General features: G+C 50.3%; 14 protein-coding genes and 1 riboswitch. Of the genes, 12 read left to right on the top strand and 2 right to left on the bottom strand.

Annotation, left to right across the window (positions count from 1 at the left end; genetic code table 11):
• Positions 1-56: 56 nt before the first annotated feature.
• A complete protein-coding gene (locus tag DXC57_RS06230) occupies positions 57-1,694 on the top strand; it encodes an ATP-binding cassette domain-containing protein (protein WP_107000800.1) in 1,638 nt (545 codons plus the stop codon).
• Positions 1,695-1,821: 127 nt separating this feature from the next.
• On the opposite strand, the gene DXC57_RS06235 is transcribed toward DXC57_RS06230, so the two are convergent.
• A complete protein-coding gene (locus DXC57_RS06235; RefSeq protein ID WP_022360587.1) occupies positions 1,822-2,184 on the bottom strand; it encodes a helix-turn-helix transcriptional regulator in 363 nt (120 codons plus the stop codon).
• A gap of 287 nt (positions 2,185-2,471) precedes the next feature.
• On the opposite strand from DXC57_RS06235, the gene DXC57_RS06240 reads away from it, so the two are divergent.
• From DXC57_RS06240 to DXC57_RS06275, 8 genes are all read left to right on the top strand, one after another.
• A complete protein-coding gene (locus tag DXC57_RS06240) occupies positions 2,472-3,398 on the top strand; it encodes a sugar phosphate nucleotidyltransferase (RefSeq protein ID WP_107001017.1) in 927 nt (308 codons plus the stop codon).
• 36 nt (positions 3,399-3,434) lie between these two features.
• The gene (locus DXC57_RS06245; protein ID WP_118651789.1) at positions 3,435-4,625 is read left to right on the top strand and encodes a dicarboxylate/amino acid:cation symporter; all 1,191 of its coding nucleotides are present in this window, start codon (positions 3,435-3,437) and stop codon (positions 4,623-4,625) included.
• A 275-nt stretch (positions 4,626-4,900) separates the two neighbouring features.
• Complete coding sequence (locus DXC57_RS06250; RefSeq protein ID WP_118651639.1) at positions 4,901-5,671, top strand: exodeoxyribonuclease III; 771 nt, start codon at positions 4,901-4,903, stop codon at positions 5,669-5,671.
• Positions 5,668-7,548: an ABC-F family ATP-binding cassette domain-containing protein gene (locus tag DXC57_RS06255; RefSeq protein ID WP_118651641.1), complete on the top strand. Its 1,881-nt coding sequence runs from the start codon at positions 5,668-5,670 to the stop codon at positions 7,546-7,548. Before DXC57_RS06250 ends, DXC57_RS06255 begins: the two co-directional genes overlap by 4 nt.
• A 189-nt stretch (positions 7,549-7,737) precedes the next feature.
• The gene (locus DXC57_RS06260) at positions 7,738-9,759 is read left to right on the top strand and encodes an alpha amylase C-terminal domain-containing protein (RefSeq protein WP_243101333.1); all 2,022 of its coding nucleotides are present in this window, start codon (positions 7,738-7,740) and stop codon (positions 9,757-9,759) included.
• Between the two features lie 28 nt (positions 9,760-9,787).
• The gene (locus DXC57_RS06265) at positions 9,788-10,969 is read left to right on the top strand and encodes a S8 family peptidase (RefSeq protein WP_243017747.1); all 1,182 of its coding nucleotides are present in this window, start codon (positions 9,788-9,790) and stop codon (positions 10,967-10,969) included.
• Positions 10,970-11,099: 130 nt separating this feature from the next.
• Positions 11,100-11,217: riboswitch (FMN riboswitch) on the top strand.
• A 180-nt stretch (positions 11,218-11,397) separates the two neighbouring features.
• Entirely contained in the window at positions 11,398-12,009 is a 612-nt protein-coding gene (locus DXC57_RS06270; protein WP_022360580.1) for an ECF transporter S component, read from the top strand.
• A 182-nt stretch (positions 12,010-12,191) separates the two neighbouring features.
• Positions 12,192-12,986 (top strand): creatininase family protein, encoded by a 795-nt coding sequence (locus DXC57_RS06275; RefSeq protein ID WP_118651643.1) that lies wholly within the window; start codon positions 12,192-12,194, stop codon positions 12,984-12,986.
• Positions 12,987-13,032: 46 nt separating this feature from the next.
• Here DXC57_RS06275 and DXC57_RS06280 read toward each other — a convergent pair whose 3' ends face one another.
• Positions 13,033-13,899, bottom strand: a complete 867-nt coding sequence (locus tag DXC57_RS06280) for a class I SAM-dependent methyltransferase (RefSeq protein WP_117796499.1) — start codon at positions 13,897-13,899, stop codon at positions 13,033-13,035.
• 407 nt (positions 13,900-14,306) lie between these two features.
• On the opposite strand from DXC57_RS06280, the gene DXC57_RS06285 reads away from it, so the two are divergent.
• The 3 genes from DXC57_RS06285 (at position 14,307) to rplC (ending at position 17,177) form a co-directional block, all read left to right on the top strand.
• Positions 14,307-15,695: a cell wall-binding protein gene (locus tag DXC57_RS06285; RefSeq protein ID WP_118481969.1), complete on the top strand. Its 1,389-nt coding sequence runs from the start codon at positions 14,307-14,309 to the stop codon at positions 15,693-15,695.
• A gap of 423 nt (positions 15,696-16,118) precedes the next feature.
• Positions 16,119-16,436: a 30S ribosomal protein S10 gene (gene rpsJ / locus DXC57_RS06290; RefSeq protein WP_022360576.1), complete on the top strand. Its 318-nt coding sequence runs from the start codon at positions 16,119-16,121 to the stop codon at positions 16,434-16,436.
• A gap of 105 nt (positions 16,437-16,541) precedes the next feature.
• The gene (rplC, locus tag DXC57_RS06295; protein ID WP_022360575.1) at positions 16,542-17,177 is read left to right on the top strand and encodes a 50S ribosomal protein L3; all 636 of its coding nucleotides are present in this window, start codon (positions 16,542-16,544) and stop codon (positions 17,175-17,177) included.
• The last annotated feature ends 1 nt before the right edge of the window (position 17,178 follow it).

Genomic DNA, 17,178 nt, shown 5'->3' on the forward strand with positions numbered 1-17,178 from the left:
GGCAAAGATGCACCTGGGGAGTATGAACGATTTGAACAGTATGAAAGGAAATTGCCATGATTAGTACAAGCAATGTAACACTGCGAGTAGGAAAGAAGGCGTTATTTGAGGACGTAAGCATTAAATTTATCGAGGGAAACTGCTACGGACTCATCGGTGCCAACGGTGCCGGAAAGTCTACCTTTTTACGAATCCTGTCCGGACAGCTGGAACCGACCAATGGTGAGGTTATCATCACACCGGGACAGAGACTTTCATTCTTACAGCAGGATCACTTTAAATATGACGCATATCCGGTACTTGATACCGTTATTATGGGAAATGCGAGACTCTACGAGATCATGAAAGAGAAGGAAGCCATCTACATGAAGGAAGACTTCTCCGAGGAGGACGGCGTCAAGGCTGCCGAGCTGGAGGGCGAGTTCGCCACGATGAACGGCTGGGAGGCAGAGTCCGACGCGGCGAACCTTTTAAATGGTCTGGGAATCGAGACGGATCTCCACTACAAACAGATGGCAGATCTGACCGGTGCCCAGAAGGTCAAAGTTCTTCTGGCACAGGCACTGTTCGGAAACCCGGACATCCTGCTTCTCGACGAGCCGACAAACCACTTGGATCTCGATGCGATCGCATGGCTCGAGGAGTTCTTGATCAACTTTGAGAATACGGTTATCGTGGTATCTCATGACCGTTACTTCTTAAATAAAGTCTGCACCCAGATCGCAGATATCGACTATGGCAAGATTCAGCTCTATGCCGGAAACTACGATTTCTGGTACGAGTCCAGCCAGCTGATGATCAAGCAGATGAAGGAAGCCAACAAGAAGAAGGAAGAGAAGATCAAGGAGCTGCAGGAGTTCATCCAGCGATTTTCTGCCAATGCTTCCAAGTCTAAGCAGGCAACCTCCAGAAAACGTGCTCTGGAGAAGATTGAGTTAGATGAGATCAAACCGTCCAGCCGTAAGTACCCGTATATCGACTTCCGTCCGGAACGTGAGATCGGTAATGAGGTATTAAGCGTAGAGAACCTGTCTAAGACTATCGATGGTGTGAAGGTTCTTGATAATATTTCCTTCATTCTCGGACGCGAGGACAAGGTAGCATTTGTAGGACCGAACGAGCAGGCAAAGACCGTTCTCTTCAAGATTATTTCCGGCGAGATGGAGCCGGATGAGGGATCCTATAAATGGGGTCTGACCACCAGTCAGGCATATTTCCCAAAGGACAATTCGAAAGAGTTCGATAACGACGACACGATCGTAGACTGGCTGACCCAGTACTCTCCGGTTAAGGACGTGACCTATGTCCGCGGATTCTTAGGACGTATGCTGTTTGCCGGTGAGGACGGCGTGAAGAAGGTCCGCGTTCTTTCTGGCGGTGAGAAGGTGCGCTGCATGCTTTCTAAGATGATGATCTCCGGTTCCAATGTCCTGATTCTGGACGAGCCGACCGACCATCTGGATATGGAGTCCATTACCGCTCTGAACAACGGTATGATCAAGTTCCCGGGCGTGCTGTTATTCTCCTCCCGTGACCACCAGATCGTTGAGACGACCGCAAACCGTATCATGGAAATCGTAAACGGCAAGCTGATCGATAAGATTACTACTTACGATGAGTATCTGGCAAACGATGAGATGGCGAGAAAACGTCAGGTATTTACTGTTACGGATAGTGAGGAAGAGGACGACTAAGAGCTGGAATCAAAGTGATTTAGACAAAAGTCTGAAAGATAAAAGACAGCCCCAGACGCTGCATGTGAGCGATGTCTGGAGCTGTCTTTTGCACATCTATGGTGTCAATGTCCCGTTTTTGGCGCGATCAATCCTTCTTATGGCGTGATTCCAGATAAACCAGGTAATTGATGTATTCGATCAACTGCTTTTTCGTGGAAGTCTGGAATGAGGAGATACGCCCATTGACCTCTCCATAGGTGACATTTTTAAGAAATGGTTTCGCCATTTCGGGCGGATTCTTCGGGTAGGAGGTTCGACCGAGAATATAATCGGCGCTGACCTGGTAATAATCTGCCAGTTTTATCAGATGCCGAAGAGGCAGATCCGTCCGGTTTGTTTCATAGCGGGAATAGATTTGCTGAGTTGTACCCAGCAGACTGGAAATTTCCGCCTGCGTTTTTCCTTTGTCCTCCCGTAAATCACGGAGCCGGTCACCAGCAGCAATCATTTAAAGCACCTCCCGCATACATCAAATATTTGTGAAAACAATCTATCATACAAGTATGCGCAGAACTAAAAGATACAATTAACTGGTGTAGAAACAGTAAAAAATACATTTATAAAAATGTAAACAAAAAAAGAATATCCGCTCTATGGAATAAAACGGCAGCCGGGTTTTTGTTTTACTGTTTACAGTCTGCCCGAATTAGTTTAAAATAAAAGGAAACAGGCAATTCTGCTTTGAATGAAAACGGCAGGATTGTGGATAAGAAACAGAAAGTGAGGACAATTTTCATGAGTCAGAAGCCAGTTCTGGTGATCATGGCGGCTGGTATGGGCAGCCGGTACGGCGGCTTGAAGCAGATTGATCCGGTCGATCGGGAAGGAGATCTGATCATCGATTTTTCGATCTTCGACGCAGTCGAGGCTGGATTCGAAAAGGTCGTATTTATTATCAAGAAATCGATTGAGAAAGAGTTTAAGGAACATATCGGAAACCGCATGGAAAAGCACGTGCAGGTGGAGTATGTGTATCAGGAAAATGACCGTCTTCCGGATGGGTTTGAGGTTCCGGAGGGACGCGTCAAACCGTGGGGAACCGGTCATGCGATTCTCTGCTGCAGCGAGGTGATCGACGGACCGTTTGCGGTGATCAACGCGGATGATTACTATGGAAAATCGGCGTTCAAGGCGATCTACGATCGTCTGGCATCCTGCGGTGATGATGACAAATATCAGTATGCGATGGTTGCCTATCATCTCTACAACACATTGACGGAAAACGGGCATGTGGCGCGCGGCGTCTGTACGGTGGATGCGGATGGACATCTGGCGGATATCCACGAGAGAACGCGCATCGAGAAGCACGGCGATCAGGCGGAATATACTGAGGATGACGGCGCAACCTGGGAGCAGCTGGGGGAGGATACGCTTGTATCGATGAACCTCTGGGGCTTTACTTCCAGCATCTTAAAGGAGTTAAAGGCGCGCTTTGTTCCATTTTTGGAGAAAAACCTGTCGGTAAATCCACTCAAATGTGAGTATTTCCTCCCGTTTGTGGTGGATGAACTTCTGAAAGAGGGGAAAGCCGAGGTGACCGTGTTAAAGAGCGTGGACCGCTGGTACGGCGTGACCTACAAGGAAGATAAGAAGATGGTGACAGATGCGATCCAGGGGATGAAGGACGGCGGTCTGTATCCGAAAAAACTTTGGGAAGAGTAAGAATGAAGAGATAGGTATTAGGAAGGAAAAATGGGTATGAGCAAGTTGATGAAAAGCCTGCCGTTTCGGCTGGCGCTGGGTGTAGCGATCGGTATTATTGCCGGTCTTATAGCAAATGAAAGTTTTATGAATATCGTTGTGACGCTGAATTATATTTTTGGGCAGATTATTTCGTTCTGTGTACCGCTGATCGTCATCGGCTTTATTGCCCCGTCGATCACGAAGCTTGGAAAGAATGCCTCCAGATTGCTTGGAGTAGCGCTGATTCTGGCGTATACATCGTCTCTTGGCGCGGCGCTGTTTTCGATGGCAGCCGGATATACGCTGATTCCGCATATGTCGATTCAGTCGGCAGTCGATGGACTGCGCAGTCTGCCGGAGGTTGTCTTTAAACTGGACATTCCGCCGATCATGGGCGTCATGAGTGCGCTGGTATTTTCCGTTATGATTGGTCTGGCAGCGACCTGGACCAAGGCGGTGACGGTAACGAAACTCTTAGACGAGTTCCAGAAGATCGTTCTGGAGATTGTACAGAAGATTGTCATTCCGATTCTTCCGGTTTACATCGCATTTACGTTCTGTTCCCTGGCATATGAGGGAACCATCACAAAACAGGCTCCGATCTTCATTTCGGTTATCCTGATTGTTATGGCAGGCCACTATATCTGGATGGCGCTGCTGTATACACTGGCTGGTATTTACTCTGGCCGTGACCCGAGAGGCGTTATCAAGCATTATGGTCCGGCATATCTGACGGCAGTCGGTACGATGTCTTCTGCGGCGACCCTGGCAGTGGCGCTCAGTTGTGCCAAAAAGGCAGAGCCGCTTCGTGACGATATGGTTGATTTCGGTATTCCGCTGTTTGCGAATATCCATCTGTGCGGTTCGGTTCTGACCGAGGTATTCTTTGTCATGACGGTATCCAAGATTTTGTACGGCGCCCTCCCGGATATGATGACGATGGTTCTGTTCTGTGTTCTTTTAGGTGTATTTGCCGTAGGTGCACCGGGTGTTCCGGGCGGTACGGTTATGGCATCCCTGGGACTGATCACCGGTGTCCTCGGTTTCGATGCGACCGGAACGGCGCTGATGCTGACGATCTTTGCGCTTCAGGACAGTTTTGGTACTGCCTGCAACGTAACGGGTGATGGTGCGCTGACCCTGATGCTGACGGGATATGTGGAGAGACATGGGATTAAACATCAGGATTTACACGTAGATTTATAAAAATGAGAGAGGTGGGGCAGGCAGCAGCCGCCCCGAAACAGGTCTGTGAATGCGCCGCTGGCTCTTCGCACTATCGTTGTTCGCTTGCTTTCACTACACTTGTTCGTCTGTGTCGGACTTGCGTCCGCCCCATTCAGACAAGCGTGTTCAAGATGCGTACAACTGATAGGCGAAAGCCTGCTCTGCATCCACAGACCAGTTTCGGAGCGTCTGCCACCTGCCTGCTGTCTTTTTATGTATCGGAAAAACCTTATTTGATAAAAAGGAGAGATAGAATGAAAAAAATGATTTCCTGGAACGTAAACGGCTTGCGGGCGTGTGTGGGGAAGGGATTTCTGGATGTATTCCATGAGCTGGATGCGGATATTTTCTGTATTCAGGAGAGCAAGCTGCAGGAAGGGCAGATTGATCTGGAGCTTCCGGGGTATTATCAGTATTGGAGCTATGCAGAGAAGAAGGGATATTCAGGAACGGCGTTGTTTTCGAAGGAGGAGCCGCTTAGCGTGAGCTATGGTCTTGGCATTGAGAAGCACGATCATGAAGGGCGCGTCATTACGGCGGAGTACCCGGATTATTATGTGGTGACCTGCTATACACCGAACTCCCAGAATGAGTTGGCGAGACTTCCGTACCGGATGCAGTGGGAGGATGATTTCCGCCAGTTTTTGAAGAAGCTGGAGGAGAAAAAGCCGGTTATTTTCTGTGGGGATCTGAATGTGGCCCACACGGAGATTGACCTGAAAAATCCAAAGACGAACCGGAAAAATGCCGGATTTACGGATGAGGAGAGAAGCAAGTTTACGGAGCTTCTGGACGCTGGATATATCGACACGTACCGCTATTTTTACCCGGATAAAGAGGGCGTTTATTCCTGGTGGTCGTACCGGTTTAAGGCGCGCGAGAAGAATGCTGGGTGGCGGATTGATTATTTCTGTGTTTCCAAGAGCCTGAAGGACCGGCTGGCGGGCACACAGATTCATACGGAGATACTGGGTTCGGATCACTGCCCGGTAGAATTACAGATAAAGGATCGGGATGAGACATGAATTTACTGACAGCAGAACATCTGAAAAAATCATATACGGAACGGCTGCTTTTTGATGACGTGGCATTTTCCATCGGTGAAGGTGATAAGATTGGTCTCATCGGCATCAACGGAACCGGAAAATCTACTCTTCTAAAGATTGTAGCCGGTCTGGAAGAGCCGGATGAGGGTACGGTGGTAAAGGGACGAAATCTCTATATCCGTTATCTGCCTCAGAATCCGGAGTTTGAAGCGGGACGGACCGTCTTAGACTGCGTGATCCGGGAAAATATGGCGCATGAGCACGCCTGGGATCTCGAGGGCGATGCGAAATCCATGCTGAATAAGCTTGGAATCACCGATTATAGTGCCAAGGTGGAGACACTTTCGGGCGGACAGAGAAAGCGCGTTGCGCTCGCAGCGGTGCTGTTATCGACGGCGGATCTGTTGATTTTAGACGAGCCGACGAACCATCTGGACAGTGCGATGGCGGACTGGCTGGAAGAGTACCTGAAAAAATTCCGCGGCGCGCTTCTGATGATCACGCACGACCGGTATTTCCTTGATAACGTGACGAACCGCATCGTCGAACTGGACAAGGGAAAGCTGTACAGTTATCAGTCCGGCTATGAGGGCTATCTGGAATTAAAGGCAGAGCGCGAGGCGATGGCGGTGAGCTCGGAGCAGAAACGACAGAATATCCTGCGGACGGAGCTGGCGTGGATCCGGCGCGGCGCACAGGCACGCAGCACGAAGCAGAAAGGGCGTATTCAGCGCTTCGAGGCGTTGAGTGCGGTGGAAGCGCCGAAAGTAGATGGAAATGTGGAGATGAGCTCGATTTCCAGCCGTCTCGGACGGACCACGGTCGAGGCACACCATCTTCATAAGGCGTATGGTGACCGCCTCCTGATCGATGATTTTTCCTATATCTTCTTGAAGGATGACCGCATCGGCATCATCGGACCGAACGGCAGCGGCAAATCGACGCTGATGAAGATGATTACCGGCTGGGTGAAACCGGATTCGGGCGAGACGATCATCGGCCAGACCGTAAAAATGGGTTATTTTTCACAGGAAAACGAAGATATGGATCAGTCGATGCGCGTGATCGACTACATTAAAAATGTGGCAGAGTACGTGCGGACGGCGGATGGGCTGGTATCGGCATCCCAGATGTTGGAACGGTTCCTGTTCCCGTCCCATATGCAGTACACGCTGATTGGCAAGTTATCGGGCGGCGAGCGGCGCAGACTCTATCTGCTCCATATCCTGATGGGCGCGCCAAACGTCCTTCTGCTCGACGAGCCGACCAACGACCTCGATATCGGCACGCTGACGATTCTGGAGGATTATCTTGATCATTTCCAGGGGATCGTGATTACAGTATCGCATGACCGGTATTTCCTTGACCGCGTAGTGCGCCGGATCTTCGCCTTTGAGGGCGGCGGCGCGATCCGTCAGTATGAGGGCGGCTATACCGACTATCAGGCAGCCTGCGAGGAACGCATAGCGGCAGAGATGGAGGCATCTGGGACGGCATCCGGTCAGGAACGCGGCAGAGGCCAGAAGACCGGAGACGCTTCTGGTGCGGGAACGTCAGATGCAGCGGAGACGGCAAAGGATAAAAACCGCGGCCGCCAGCGCGAGAAAAAGCTCAAATTCAGCTATATGGAGCAGAAAGAGTGGGAGACGATCGAGGATGATATCGCGGCGCTGGAAGAGACAATCGCGGATCTGGAGCAGCAGATGCAGGACTCTGCCCGCGATTATACGGCTCTGAACGGCATCATAAAGGAAAAAGAGGAAAAAGAAGCTCTTTTGGAAGAAAAGATGGACCGCTGGATGTATCTGAACGATCTGGCGGAGAAAATAGAAGCGCAGGCGGCTGCTCACAAATAGGCACTTTTGGAACCGAAAGTGCCGTATGAAAACGTGGAGGTGGCGGATTTTGCCGATTTGGAATGCGAAGCATCGGCAAAATCCTGTTACAGTCTGCATATGTGTGGACTGTAACAGGCGCAGGCGGCTGCTCACAAATAGGCACTTTTGGAACCGAAAGTGCCGTATGAAAACGTGGAGGGGATACAGGTGAAAGCAGAAAAAATCGTGAGACAGAAGATAAGAACCCCTGATTTTACACCGGGAATCAAGCGGACAGAGACGGGAATGCACTTGTGCGTCGAAGCACCGGGGACATTTTGCCGTCTGGCAATTTATGAGACAGGTAAAAAACAGGGTGTCCGGATCCCATTTTCCCCGGAAGAACGGGTGGGGGATCTCTGGATGATGGAGCTTGCGGGCGATGATTTTTCGGGACTGGAATACACGATCGAGACCGAGCAGGGGGAGCTGCCGGATCCGTGCGGGCGCATCTATACAGGACATGAGCGCTGGGGCGATTTAAAAGCGGCGCTCCGTCCGGTGCGCTGCCGTTTCCCGGAAGAAATGTATGACTGGGAAATGGATCAGCCGCTGAAACATCCGTATGATGAGACGATCCTGTACCGGCTGCATGTGCGCGGATTTACCCGTCATACTTCTTCCGGCACCGGGGAGCGGGGAACGTTCCGTGCGCTGACGGAGAAAATTCCCTATTTAAAGGAATTGGGTATCACAGCAGTTGAATTAATGATGCCGAATGAATTTCAGGAAGTGATGATGGAGGATGGGGCAGACGGGAATCCGTATGCGACCGGGACACCGACCGGACGGCTTAATTACTGGGGCTATGGGGCGGGATACCTGTTTGCGCCGAAAGCTTCGTACACATCCGGGAAAGAGAAAGAACCGGAGCGGGAATTTAAGGATCTGGTGAAAGAATTTCATAAAAATGATATCGAAGTGCTGGTTGAGCTTTATTTTACCGGTGAGGAGAGCGCGGCACTGGCGCAGGAGGCGGTTCGTTTCTGGGTTTACGAGTATCATGTGGATGGCGTGCACCTGTCCGGGTTTGCGCCGGCCGAACTGCTGGCGTCAGATCCGCTGTTAGCTGATACGAAGCTATTAGCTGGTTCCTGGGATGGCGTGCGTGTGCCAAAAACGGCAGCGGCACCGAAGCTGCGGGAGCGCCGCTGGCATCTGGGCGAGTACAATGAAGGATTTTTGATCGATATGCGCCGGGTATTAAAGGGCGATGAGGATCAGGTCGGCCGTCTCATTTACCAGACACGCCGGAATCCGGACGCGTATGGCGTGATCAACTATATGGCGGCGACAAATGGCTTTACGATGATGGATATGGTTTCCTGTGAGCAGAAGCACAACGAAGCGAACGGGGAGAATAACCGGGATGGAAGCGATTATAATTATACGTGGAATTGCGGCGTCGAGGGCACGACGCGGAAAAAGAAGATTGTGCAGATGCGGAAAAAACAGCTCCGCAACGCATTTTTGCTGCTCTTTCTGAGCCAGGGAACGCCGATGTTTTTAGCGGGCGATGAGTTCGGCAATTCCCAGAACGGCAACAATAATGCTTACTGTCAGGACAATGAGATTTCCTGGCTCAACTGGCATCAGCTGGAGACGAACCGGGATATTTACGAATTTGTAAAATATATGATAGCGTTTCGCAAAGCGCATCCAGTGTTCCATCTGCCGGTGGAGCCGAAAAATATTGATTACCTCGTCTGCGGACACCCGGATGTTTCCTACCACGGCGTCAAAACATGGTGCCCGGAGTTTGAAAACTTCCGCCGCCAGCTCGGCATTCTCTATTGCGGCGAGTACGGGCGAAGAGCGGACGGCACCAGCGATGACTATTTCTTTGTCGCCTACAATATGCACTGGGAGCCGCATGAATTTGATCTTCCGAAGCTTCCGAAGGGAATGCAGTGGACTCGGTGCATCAACACAGACGACGCAGACAATAACGGAATCTGTCCGCCGGATAGCCTGGAGGCAGGGCAGGAGCCGCAGGAAGAGCTTCGCCAGTATATGGTTCCGCCGCGGAGTATTCTGGTATTTCGCGGCTTTAAGCTAATTTCTGGTCCGGCATCCGAAAAGGATGGCAAAAAAGCCGGGAAAGTGGTAAAATCGGTAAAACGGCAGAATGTCAGAAAAGAACCGGCAAAGGAAGCGGAGACTGTGGTTGCGGCAGCGCGCGAACTGTAAGAACGGAATTGAAAGAGGATAAAGCAAGTTGAAAAAGAAACTTTTTAGAGGGCTGGCAGCCGCCCTGTGTGCTGCCATGATGGCAGGGAGCGCGGCGCTTCCGGCATATGCGGCGGGTCCGTCACGGGAGTCGGTTCCCTATGCGGATTCCTATGCCTCCTATCAGTGGGCTTTTTTAAATACAGGTGAACTGCGTCTGGTGCCGAGCCATACAGCGGCGGTGGATGCAGCGATTGGGGCGATTACCGGCAGCCCGGCGCTCTCAGCAGATGGAACGGTTCGTTCTCTGGAAGGGATCGATATGAATATTGTCCCGGCATGGAAGAAATATGACGCGAAAAGTGGAAAACGTCAGGTGATTGTGGCGCTGATTGATACAGGGGTTGACATAACTCACCCGGAGCTTAGCGGTTCGATCTGGACGAATACGGGGGAAATTCCGGGCGATGGCATTGACAATGACGGAAATGGTTATATCGATGACGTTTACGGCTGGAATTTCTATGATAATAATGCCCAGGTATTTACCGGGACGGATGACAATCATGGTACCCACTCGGCGGGCACGATCGCGGCGGCGAGAAATGGAGTCGGAACGGTTGGAATCTGCGATCCGGCGTATGTGAAGATCATGGTGATCAAGACGCTTGGAACATCGTCCGGTGTCGGAACCGTCAGCAACGTGGTTAAAGCGATCCGGTATGCGCAGGCGAATGGCGCGTCGATCTGCAATCTGAGCTTTGGCACGATGAAATATAGCGAGGAGCTGTATCAGGCGATCAAGGATTCGGGGATGCTGTTTATTGTGGCGGCTGGAAACGGCGACGCCTCCGGCAATGGCTACAGCATCGATGAGCAGCCGATGTACCCGGCAAGCTTTGAACTGGACAATATCATTTCCGTGGCAAACCTGCGCTTTGACGGTCAGCTCGACCGTGCGTCCAATTACGGAGTGAGAAGCGTGGATCTGGCAGCGCCGGGCAATTATATCCTGAGCACGATCACGGGCAATGACTATGCCTACATGAGCGGCACGTCGATGGCGGCACCGATGGTAACCGGAACGGCGGCGATGCTGTACTCCTGCGATGCGTCCCTGTCGCTTATGGATGTGAGAAACCGTATTCTGCAGTCGGCGCGGCCGCTTGAGAGTCTGTCCGGCAAAGTGGCAACCGGAGGTATGCTGGATGCCGGGGCGGCGATGCCGTAGATGAGAAAAACGAAAAGAAAGATTGTTAAAAAAATATTGAAATTCTCGTTTGTATGTGATACTATGAACGGGTGAGATAATTACTCCGCAGATTCATATGTTTATATGTATGAAGACGGAGTAATTACCATAATTTCTTCGGGGCAGGGCGAAATTCCCTACCGGCGGTATAGTCCGCGAACCGCGATGGCGGCCGATTCGGTGAGATTCCGAAACCGACAGTATAGTCTGGATGAGAGAAGAGGCAGGAGTCAGAGAGTGTACCGCTTGAGCGTAAGCAGGCTGGTGTACATCGGCTAAGTTGTGATTTATCATCCCAGGTCCCGAACGACCGGGATTTTTTTAGTTTTACAAATGCAGCTAGTCCGGCACTTGATTCATACTCCTCCTTCGGAGAAATGAGTTTTAAAACCGAAAGGAGATTTAAGATGAAGACAGGAAAATGGAGTATTCAAAAATTGATTTATACGGCGATGCTGGCAGCGGTTGCTGGCGTGCTGATGTCATTGGAATTTTCGGTTCCGATGATGCCGCCGTTTTATAAGGTGGATTTCAGTGATGTACCGTCTGTGATTGCCGTGTTTCTGATGGGACCGGTATCCGGTATCTGTGTAGAAGTCATCAAGCTGTTAATCAAGCTGATTACTGTCGGAACTAACACGATGTACGTCGGTGAGCTGGCAAACCTGATTGCGGCGTTCCTGTTCGTATGGCCGCTGTGGTTCCTCTATCAGAAGCTGGGCGCTAACCGTAAGGCAGCTGTAGAAGCACTTCTGCTCAGTATCGTGATCCGCACCGCGTGTGCATGCTTTATCAATGCGAACATTACGCTTCCGTTATATGCGAAAGCGATGAGCCTGCCGCTGGATGAAGTGATCCGCATGGTAGCGTCGGTCAACCCGGCGATCAAAGACCTGAATGGATTTATCATTCTGGCGACGATCCCATTCAACGTATTGAAAGTGGGACTCAACTATATCGTTGGACAGCTTTTGTTTGTACGCCTGCGTGCGGCGAAGATTGTGCCGAAAGCAGTATAAAATGAAATAAGAGGAATGGTTTGACGGATTTGGCTGTTTGCTGTGAAACGGCAGAACCATTTCATAGAAAGGATTGTCGGGAAACCGCTGGGAAAGCTGCCTGGGGGAAGAATCCCGGACAATCCTTTTTGTTTGATGGAACGTGCAAAGACATATCTTTTTTTATAAGAGGAGGAGATACTATGATACGTAACTATAGAGATTTGACAAGATGGGAAATGGAGCAGGTGGACCGTGAGAACACGATTGTCCTGATTCCGCTCGGGGCTCTGGAACAGCACGGCAATCAGGCACCACTGGGAACGGATGATATTATCGCGGAGGCGATGAGTCAGGAGATCAAAAAGGCACTGGAGGCAGAGGGGGAAGAAGACTTCCCGATGCTGCTGTTTCCGGTGATTCCGGTGGGCTTAAGTACAGAGCATAAGAATTTCTGCGGTTCGGTCACAGTCCGGCCGGACACTTACTATCATTTCTTATATGATACATGCGTCAGCCTGGCGCATCACGGTTTTAAGAAGCTGGCTTTTTTGGTATGCCATGGTGGGAATGCGCCGATAGCGCAGGTTTTAAGCCGGGAACTTCGGAGTGAGCTGGGGATTGCACCGTTTATCCTTTCATCGGGGGCATTTGGTCATCCGGATGTAAAAGCAACGATTTCAAAGGGGAATATCTGGGATTTCCACGGTGGAGAGATGGAGACATCGATGGTAATGGCGGTCGATGAGAGTCTTGTGAAGCTGGAACTTTCGGAAGCAGGAGAGCCGACGGCGTTTGAGAAGACCCGCGCTCTGAAGCCATACGGTCCGGTTTCGATCGGCTGGGTGTCGGAGGACTGGAAAACAAAAGACGGATCGCCGATTGGAATTGGAGGAGATCCGTCTGGTGCAAGCGCCGAGAAGGGGCGAATTATATTAGAGACGAGTGCGCGGGAACTGGTCCCGGGGCTGTTAGATATCCGGGATTGGAATGAATAGGAATCAAACTTAAAAATGGGGTGTCTATGTCATCCGAATACCAGTGTTATTTACCAGATTCCCAGCGTCCGGATGCACCGCATGGTAATACCAGTCCGGTGCGGGTAACCGGAAGTCCCAGCTCGTCCGATTTCACTGTGCCGCCGTGGGTGGAGGCAACTTCGGTTGAGAGCATATAGGTCAGGACGGACGGCGCCAGCCCGGTGGTGTAGGAGTTGATGAGGAAGAAGAGCGGGTTGTCCGATAACAGTTTCGTGCAGAGCTGCACGAACGGGTAAATCGAAGTTTCGATCTTCCAGATCTCGCCTTTCGGTCCGCGGCCGTAGGACGGCGGGTCCATGATGATTCCGTCGTAATGGTTGCCGCGGCGGATCTCACGCTCAACAAATTTCACACAGTCATCGACGATCCAGCGGATGGGTGCATTTTCCAGCCCGGAGGAACGGGAGTTTTCCTTCGCCCAGGCTACCATGCCCTTGGAGGCGTCCACATGGGTCACGCTGGCGCCGGCTGCGGCTGCCGCCAGGGTAGCGCCGCCTGTGTAGGCAAAGAGGTTTAAAACCTTGATGGGGCGTCCGGCATTGCGGATGCGGTCACCGAACCAGTCCCAGTTTGCCGCCTGCTCCGGGAAGAGGCCTGTGTGCTTGAAGCTGAACGGTTTTAAGTTAAAGGTCAGTTCTTTGTAATGGATCGACCACTGCTCCGGCAGGTCGAAAAATTCCCATTCGCCGCCGCCCTTGGAGCTTCTGTGGTAGTGTCCGTTCATCTTTTTCCAGCCGCGGTGTGTCTTGGGGGTGTTCCAGATAACCTGCGGGTCCGGGCGAACCAGAAGATAGTCGCCCCACCGCTCCAGTTTCTCTCCTTCGGAGCAGTCAATCACTTCATAATCGTTCCATCCATCTGCAATCCACATAAAATTTTATCCTTTCAAAAAAATGAGGCGCAAACCCCGGAAAAGGGTATCTGCCGCCTTTATAATCGGTGTTATCCATAAGCCATTTCTAACCAAAACGCAGTCTGTCTGACCGGAAAAAACGGTTCAGTTGAAATGCATACCTAATTATATCGGTCATTGATTGGCGTGTCAAACCTTTTGAACGGCTTCCTGCCAAAAAAGTAAATAAATTGAAAGATAAATCTCCTTGAAGATTCCTACATCTCCTGTTAAAATGTATATTAGGTAAATGATAGATTGCACGTATCTGGAACAAAACAGGGCGTTATAAGCATCTGATGCAGTCTCCACACGACGGGAAGTGTGCGAATGCGCAGCAGGTGGGAGAATAGACGTTATCAATCGTGAACTGGGAGGGCTTGTATATGAAGAAACAGAAACTGGCAGTCTGCGTCCTTTCCGCAGCGCTGATGATAGGGGCGGCGACCCTGACATCTTACGCGGCAGAAGGCTGGCAGCAGTCTGGAAACAGCTGGATATATGTGGACAACAATGGCAATAAGGTGACGAATACCTGGAAGAAGGGCGCAGACAATCTCTGGCGCTATCTCGATTCCCAGGGCAACATCGCGTCGAACTGCTGGGTGGACGACGAATACTTTGTCGAGAGTACCGGCATCATGGCGACTGACAAGTGGCTGAAACTGCCGAAGCGTAATCCGGCATGGAACGAGACTTCCGCTACGACGGTCTGGTACTATTTCTCCACCAGCGGAAAGATGGTATCCGACGGCTGGTCCAAGATCGGCGGCAAGTACTATTACTTCGACGGTGATGGAGCGATGCAGACGGGCTGGGTGGATGATGACACCTACTACACGAATGCAGATGGTGTCATGCAGATCGGCTGGGCATATCTGGAAGATCCGGATGATACCAAAAAGGACGATGATGAAGTGAAACCCGGCGACGACGATGAGGATCATCATTGGTACTACTTTCAGAGTTCAGGAAAGAAATATGTGCCTTCTTTAGGCGGTGCCAAATATAAACAGTATAAGATTGACGGAACCTACTACTGCTTCGACGAAAACGGAGCGATGCAGACCGGCTGGGTCGATATGGGAAATTCCTCTGGATTTGCAAATTACCGTTATTATCAGAGCAACGGTCAGGTACAGACTGGCTGGCTCTCCACGACTCCGCCGGAGGAGGATGATTACAATCTGGATCTCGGCAGCGATGTACAGTGGTATTATTTTTCAAGCAACGGCGAGCCGAAGGTGGGTCCGAAGATTTCTGACGCTTCGACGAGCAACCTGGTCCGCATCAACAATATTACCTACTTATTTAATGAGAAGGGCAACCCGGTCTATGGTCTGAGACGTCTGGAGGTAGGAACGAGCGGTCAGTATGCCTGCTATTTCTTCGGCGCGGACAAGGCGACCAGCTCAGTCGTAAAAGGCAAGGGAAATGTAGTAGAGGGCGACGGAACGACCGGACAGTTCTATTTCACTGACAGCGGCAACAAGGCTGGACGCGGCTACTCAGGTGTGGAGGATGGATTCCTGTACTACATGGGTAAGCTTCAGAAGGCAGACAGCGGTACCAAGTATGAAGTCATTGAAGTCAATGACAAAAACTATCTGGTAACGACGAGCGGCAAGGTAGTGAAATCCAGCACCGTGAAGGATGCGAACGGCACAAAGTTTAAGACAAGCTCTGCGGGTGTTGTCACAGAGGTGGACGGCACAAGCGACGATGGCAGCGACGAGGCTAGAACCCCGGTGGAACCGACGTATTGGGAGGATTAATTAAAAAAGCTGGGAGTCTTCTCGACTGAGATAATATTTCTGCATGGAAATATATTCTTGTGGATAAACAGGAGTTTCTTCTATATAAAAGGTGTAATTACCCACCGGAAGAAGAAACTCCTGTTTTTTCTTGAAAAATATAGATTTTTTCTTAAAAAAACACTTGCATTTCCCAGAAAGCTGTGTTATTATAACGAAGCTGTGGCATGATAGCGATGAAACGAGAGGTTGCTGCTTATGATAAGCAGGTTATTCCGCGGAGCGAATGTCAAGTTAGGAAACTGGCGACAAGTCACTGTACAAGAATAGAGTATCCTGAAGACAAATGACGGATTTGGTGTGTGGACTGCGAGGACACACACGGGTATGTGTACAGTCACCGCTTGTCGTGCTTAATAGTACGAAAAGGAGGCGACTTTTTTTATGGCAAGTCAAGTAATGAGAATCACACTGAAAGCTTATGATCATCAGCTGGTAGATACATCCGCTGCAAAAATCATTGAGACTGTAAAGAAAAACGGATCAAAGGTGAGTGGACCGGTGCCGCTGCCAACTAAGAAAGAGGTAGTAACCATTCTGCGAGCAGTTCATAAGTACAAAGATTCCAGAGAGCAGTTCGAGCAGAGAACTCATAAGAGACTCATCGATATCATTGCTCCGAGCCAGAAGACAGTTGATGCACTGCAGAGACTGGAAATGCCGGCTGGCGTGTCCATCAACGTAAAGATGAAAAACAAATAATTAAGAATCCTATACTAGTTTAGATAGAGACATCTGGACAGTTCTAGGATGAACGCGGGAGTTTGACGAACGCGTTCCGCTGTAGAAAAACAGGAGGTCAGATTAATGAAGAAAGCGATTTTAGCTACCAAAGTCGGAATGACTCAAATCTTCAACGAAGACGGAGTTTTAACTCCAGTAACCGTTCTTCAGGCTGGACCGTGTGTTGTTACACAGGTTAAGACAGAAGAGAACGATGGCTACAAAGCAGTACAGGTTGGTTTTGTAGACAAGAGAGAAAAACTTGTGACAAAGCCGGTTAAGGGTCATTTTGACAAGGCAGGCGTTGCTTACAAGAGATATGTAAGAGAGTTCCGCTTAGAGAATGCTGAAGAGTATTCTGTAAAAGACGAAATCAAGGCAGACATCTTCGCAGCAGGCGATAAAATTGATGCAACTGCTATTTCCAAAGGTAAAGGTTTCCAGGGTGCCATCAAGAGACACGGCCAGCACAGAGGACCGATGGCTCACGGTTCCAAGTTCCATCGTCATCAGGGTTCCAACGGTTCTGCAACCACACCGGGACGCGTATTTAAGGGCAAAGGAATGCCGGGTCACATGGGCAGCGTAAAAGTAACTGTTCAGAACCTGGAGGTTGTTAAGGTTGATACTGAGAACAACTTACTCCTTGTTAAAGGCTCTGTACCGGGACCGAAGAAATCCTTAGTAACAATCAAAGAGACAGTAAAGGTCGCTAGATAAG

Source organism: Clostridium sp. TF06-15AC (genome assembly GCF_003481165.1).
Classification (GTDB): Bacteria; Bacillota; Clostridia; order Lachnospirales; family Lachnospiraceae; genus Otoolea; species Otoolea fessa.

Coding starts and splice junctions, on each gene's coding strand:
- DXC57_RS06255 (WP_118651641.1), top strand. CDS start 5,668: ATGAATTTACTGACAGCAGAACATCTGAAAAAATCATATACGGAACGG.
- DXC57_RS06275 (WP_118651643.1), top strand. CDS start 12,192: ATGATACGTAACTATAGAGATTTGACAAGATGGGAAATGGAGCAGGTG.
- DXC57_RS06280 (WP_117796499.1), bottom strand. CDS start 13,899: ATGTGGATTGCAGATGGATGGAACGATTATGAAGTGATTGACTGCTCC.
- DXC57_RS06235 (WP_022360587.1), bottom strand. CDS start 2,184: ATGATTGCTGCTGGTGACCGGCTCCGTGATTTACGGGAGGACAAAGGA.
- DXC57_RS06270 (WP_022360580.1), top strand. CDS start 11,398: ATGAAGACAGGAAAATGGAGTATTCAAAAATTGATTTATACGGCGATG.
- DXC57_RS06245 (WP_118651789.1), top strand. CDS start 3,435: ATGAGCAAGTTGATGAAAAGCCTGCCGTTTCGGCTGGCGCTGGGTGTA.
- DXC57_RS06285 (WP_118481969.1), top strand. CDS start 14,307: ATGAAGAAACAGAAACTGGCAGTCTGCGTCCTTTCCGCAGCGCTGATG.
- rpsJ (WP_022360576.1), top strand. CDS start 16,119: ATGGCAAGTCAAGTAATGAGAATCACACTGAAAGCTTATGATCATCAG.
- DXC57_RS06240 (WP_107001017.1), top strand. CDS start 2,472: ATGAGTCAGAAGCCAGTTCTGGTGATCATGGCGGCTGGTATGGGCAGC.
- DXC57_RS06230 (WP_107000800.1), top strand. CDS start 57: ATGATTAGTACAAGCAATGTAACACTGCGAGTAGGAAAGAAGGCGTTA.
- rplC (WP_022360575.1), top strand. CDS start 16,542: ATGAAGAAAGCGATTTTAGCTACCAAAGTCGGAATGACTCAAATCTTC.
- DXC57_RS06250 (WP_118651639.1), top strand. CDS start 4,901: ATGAAAAAAATGATTTCCTGGAACGTAAACGGCTTGCGGGCGTGTGTG.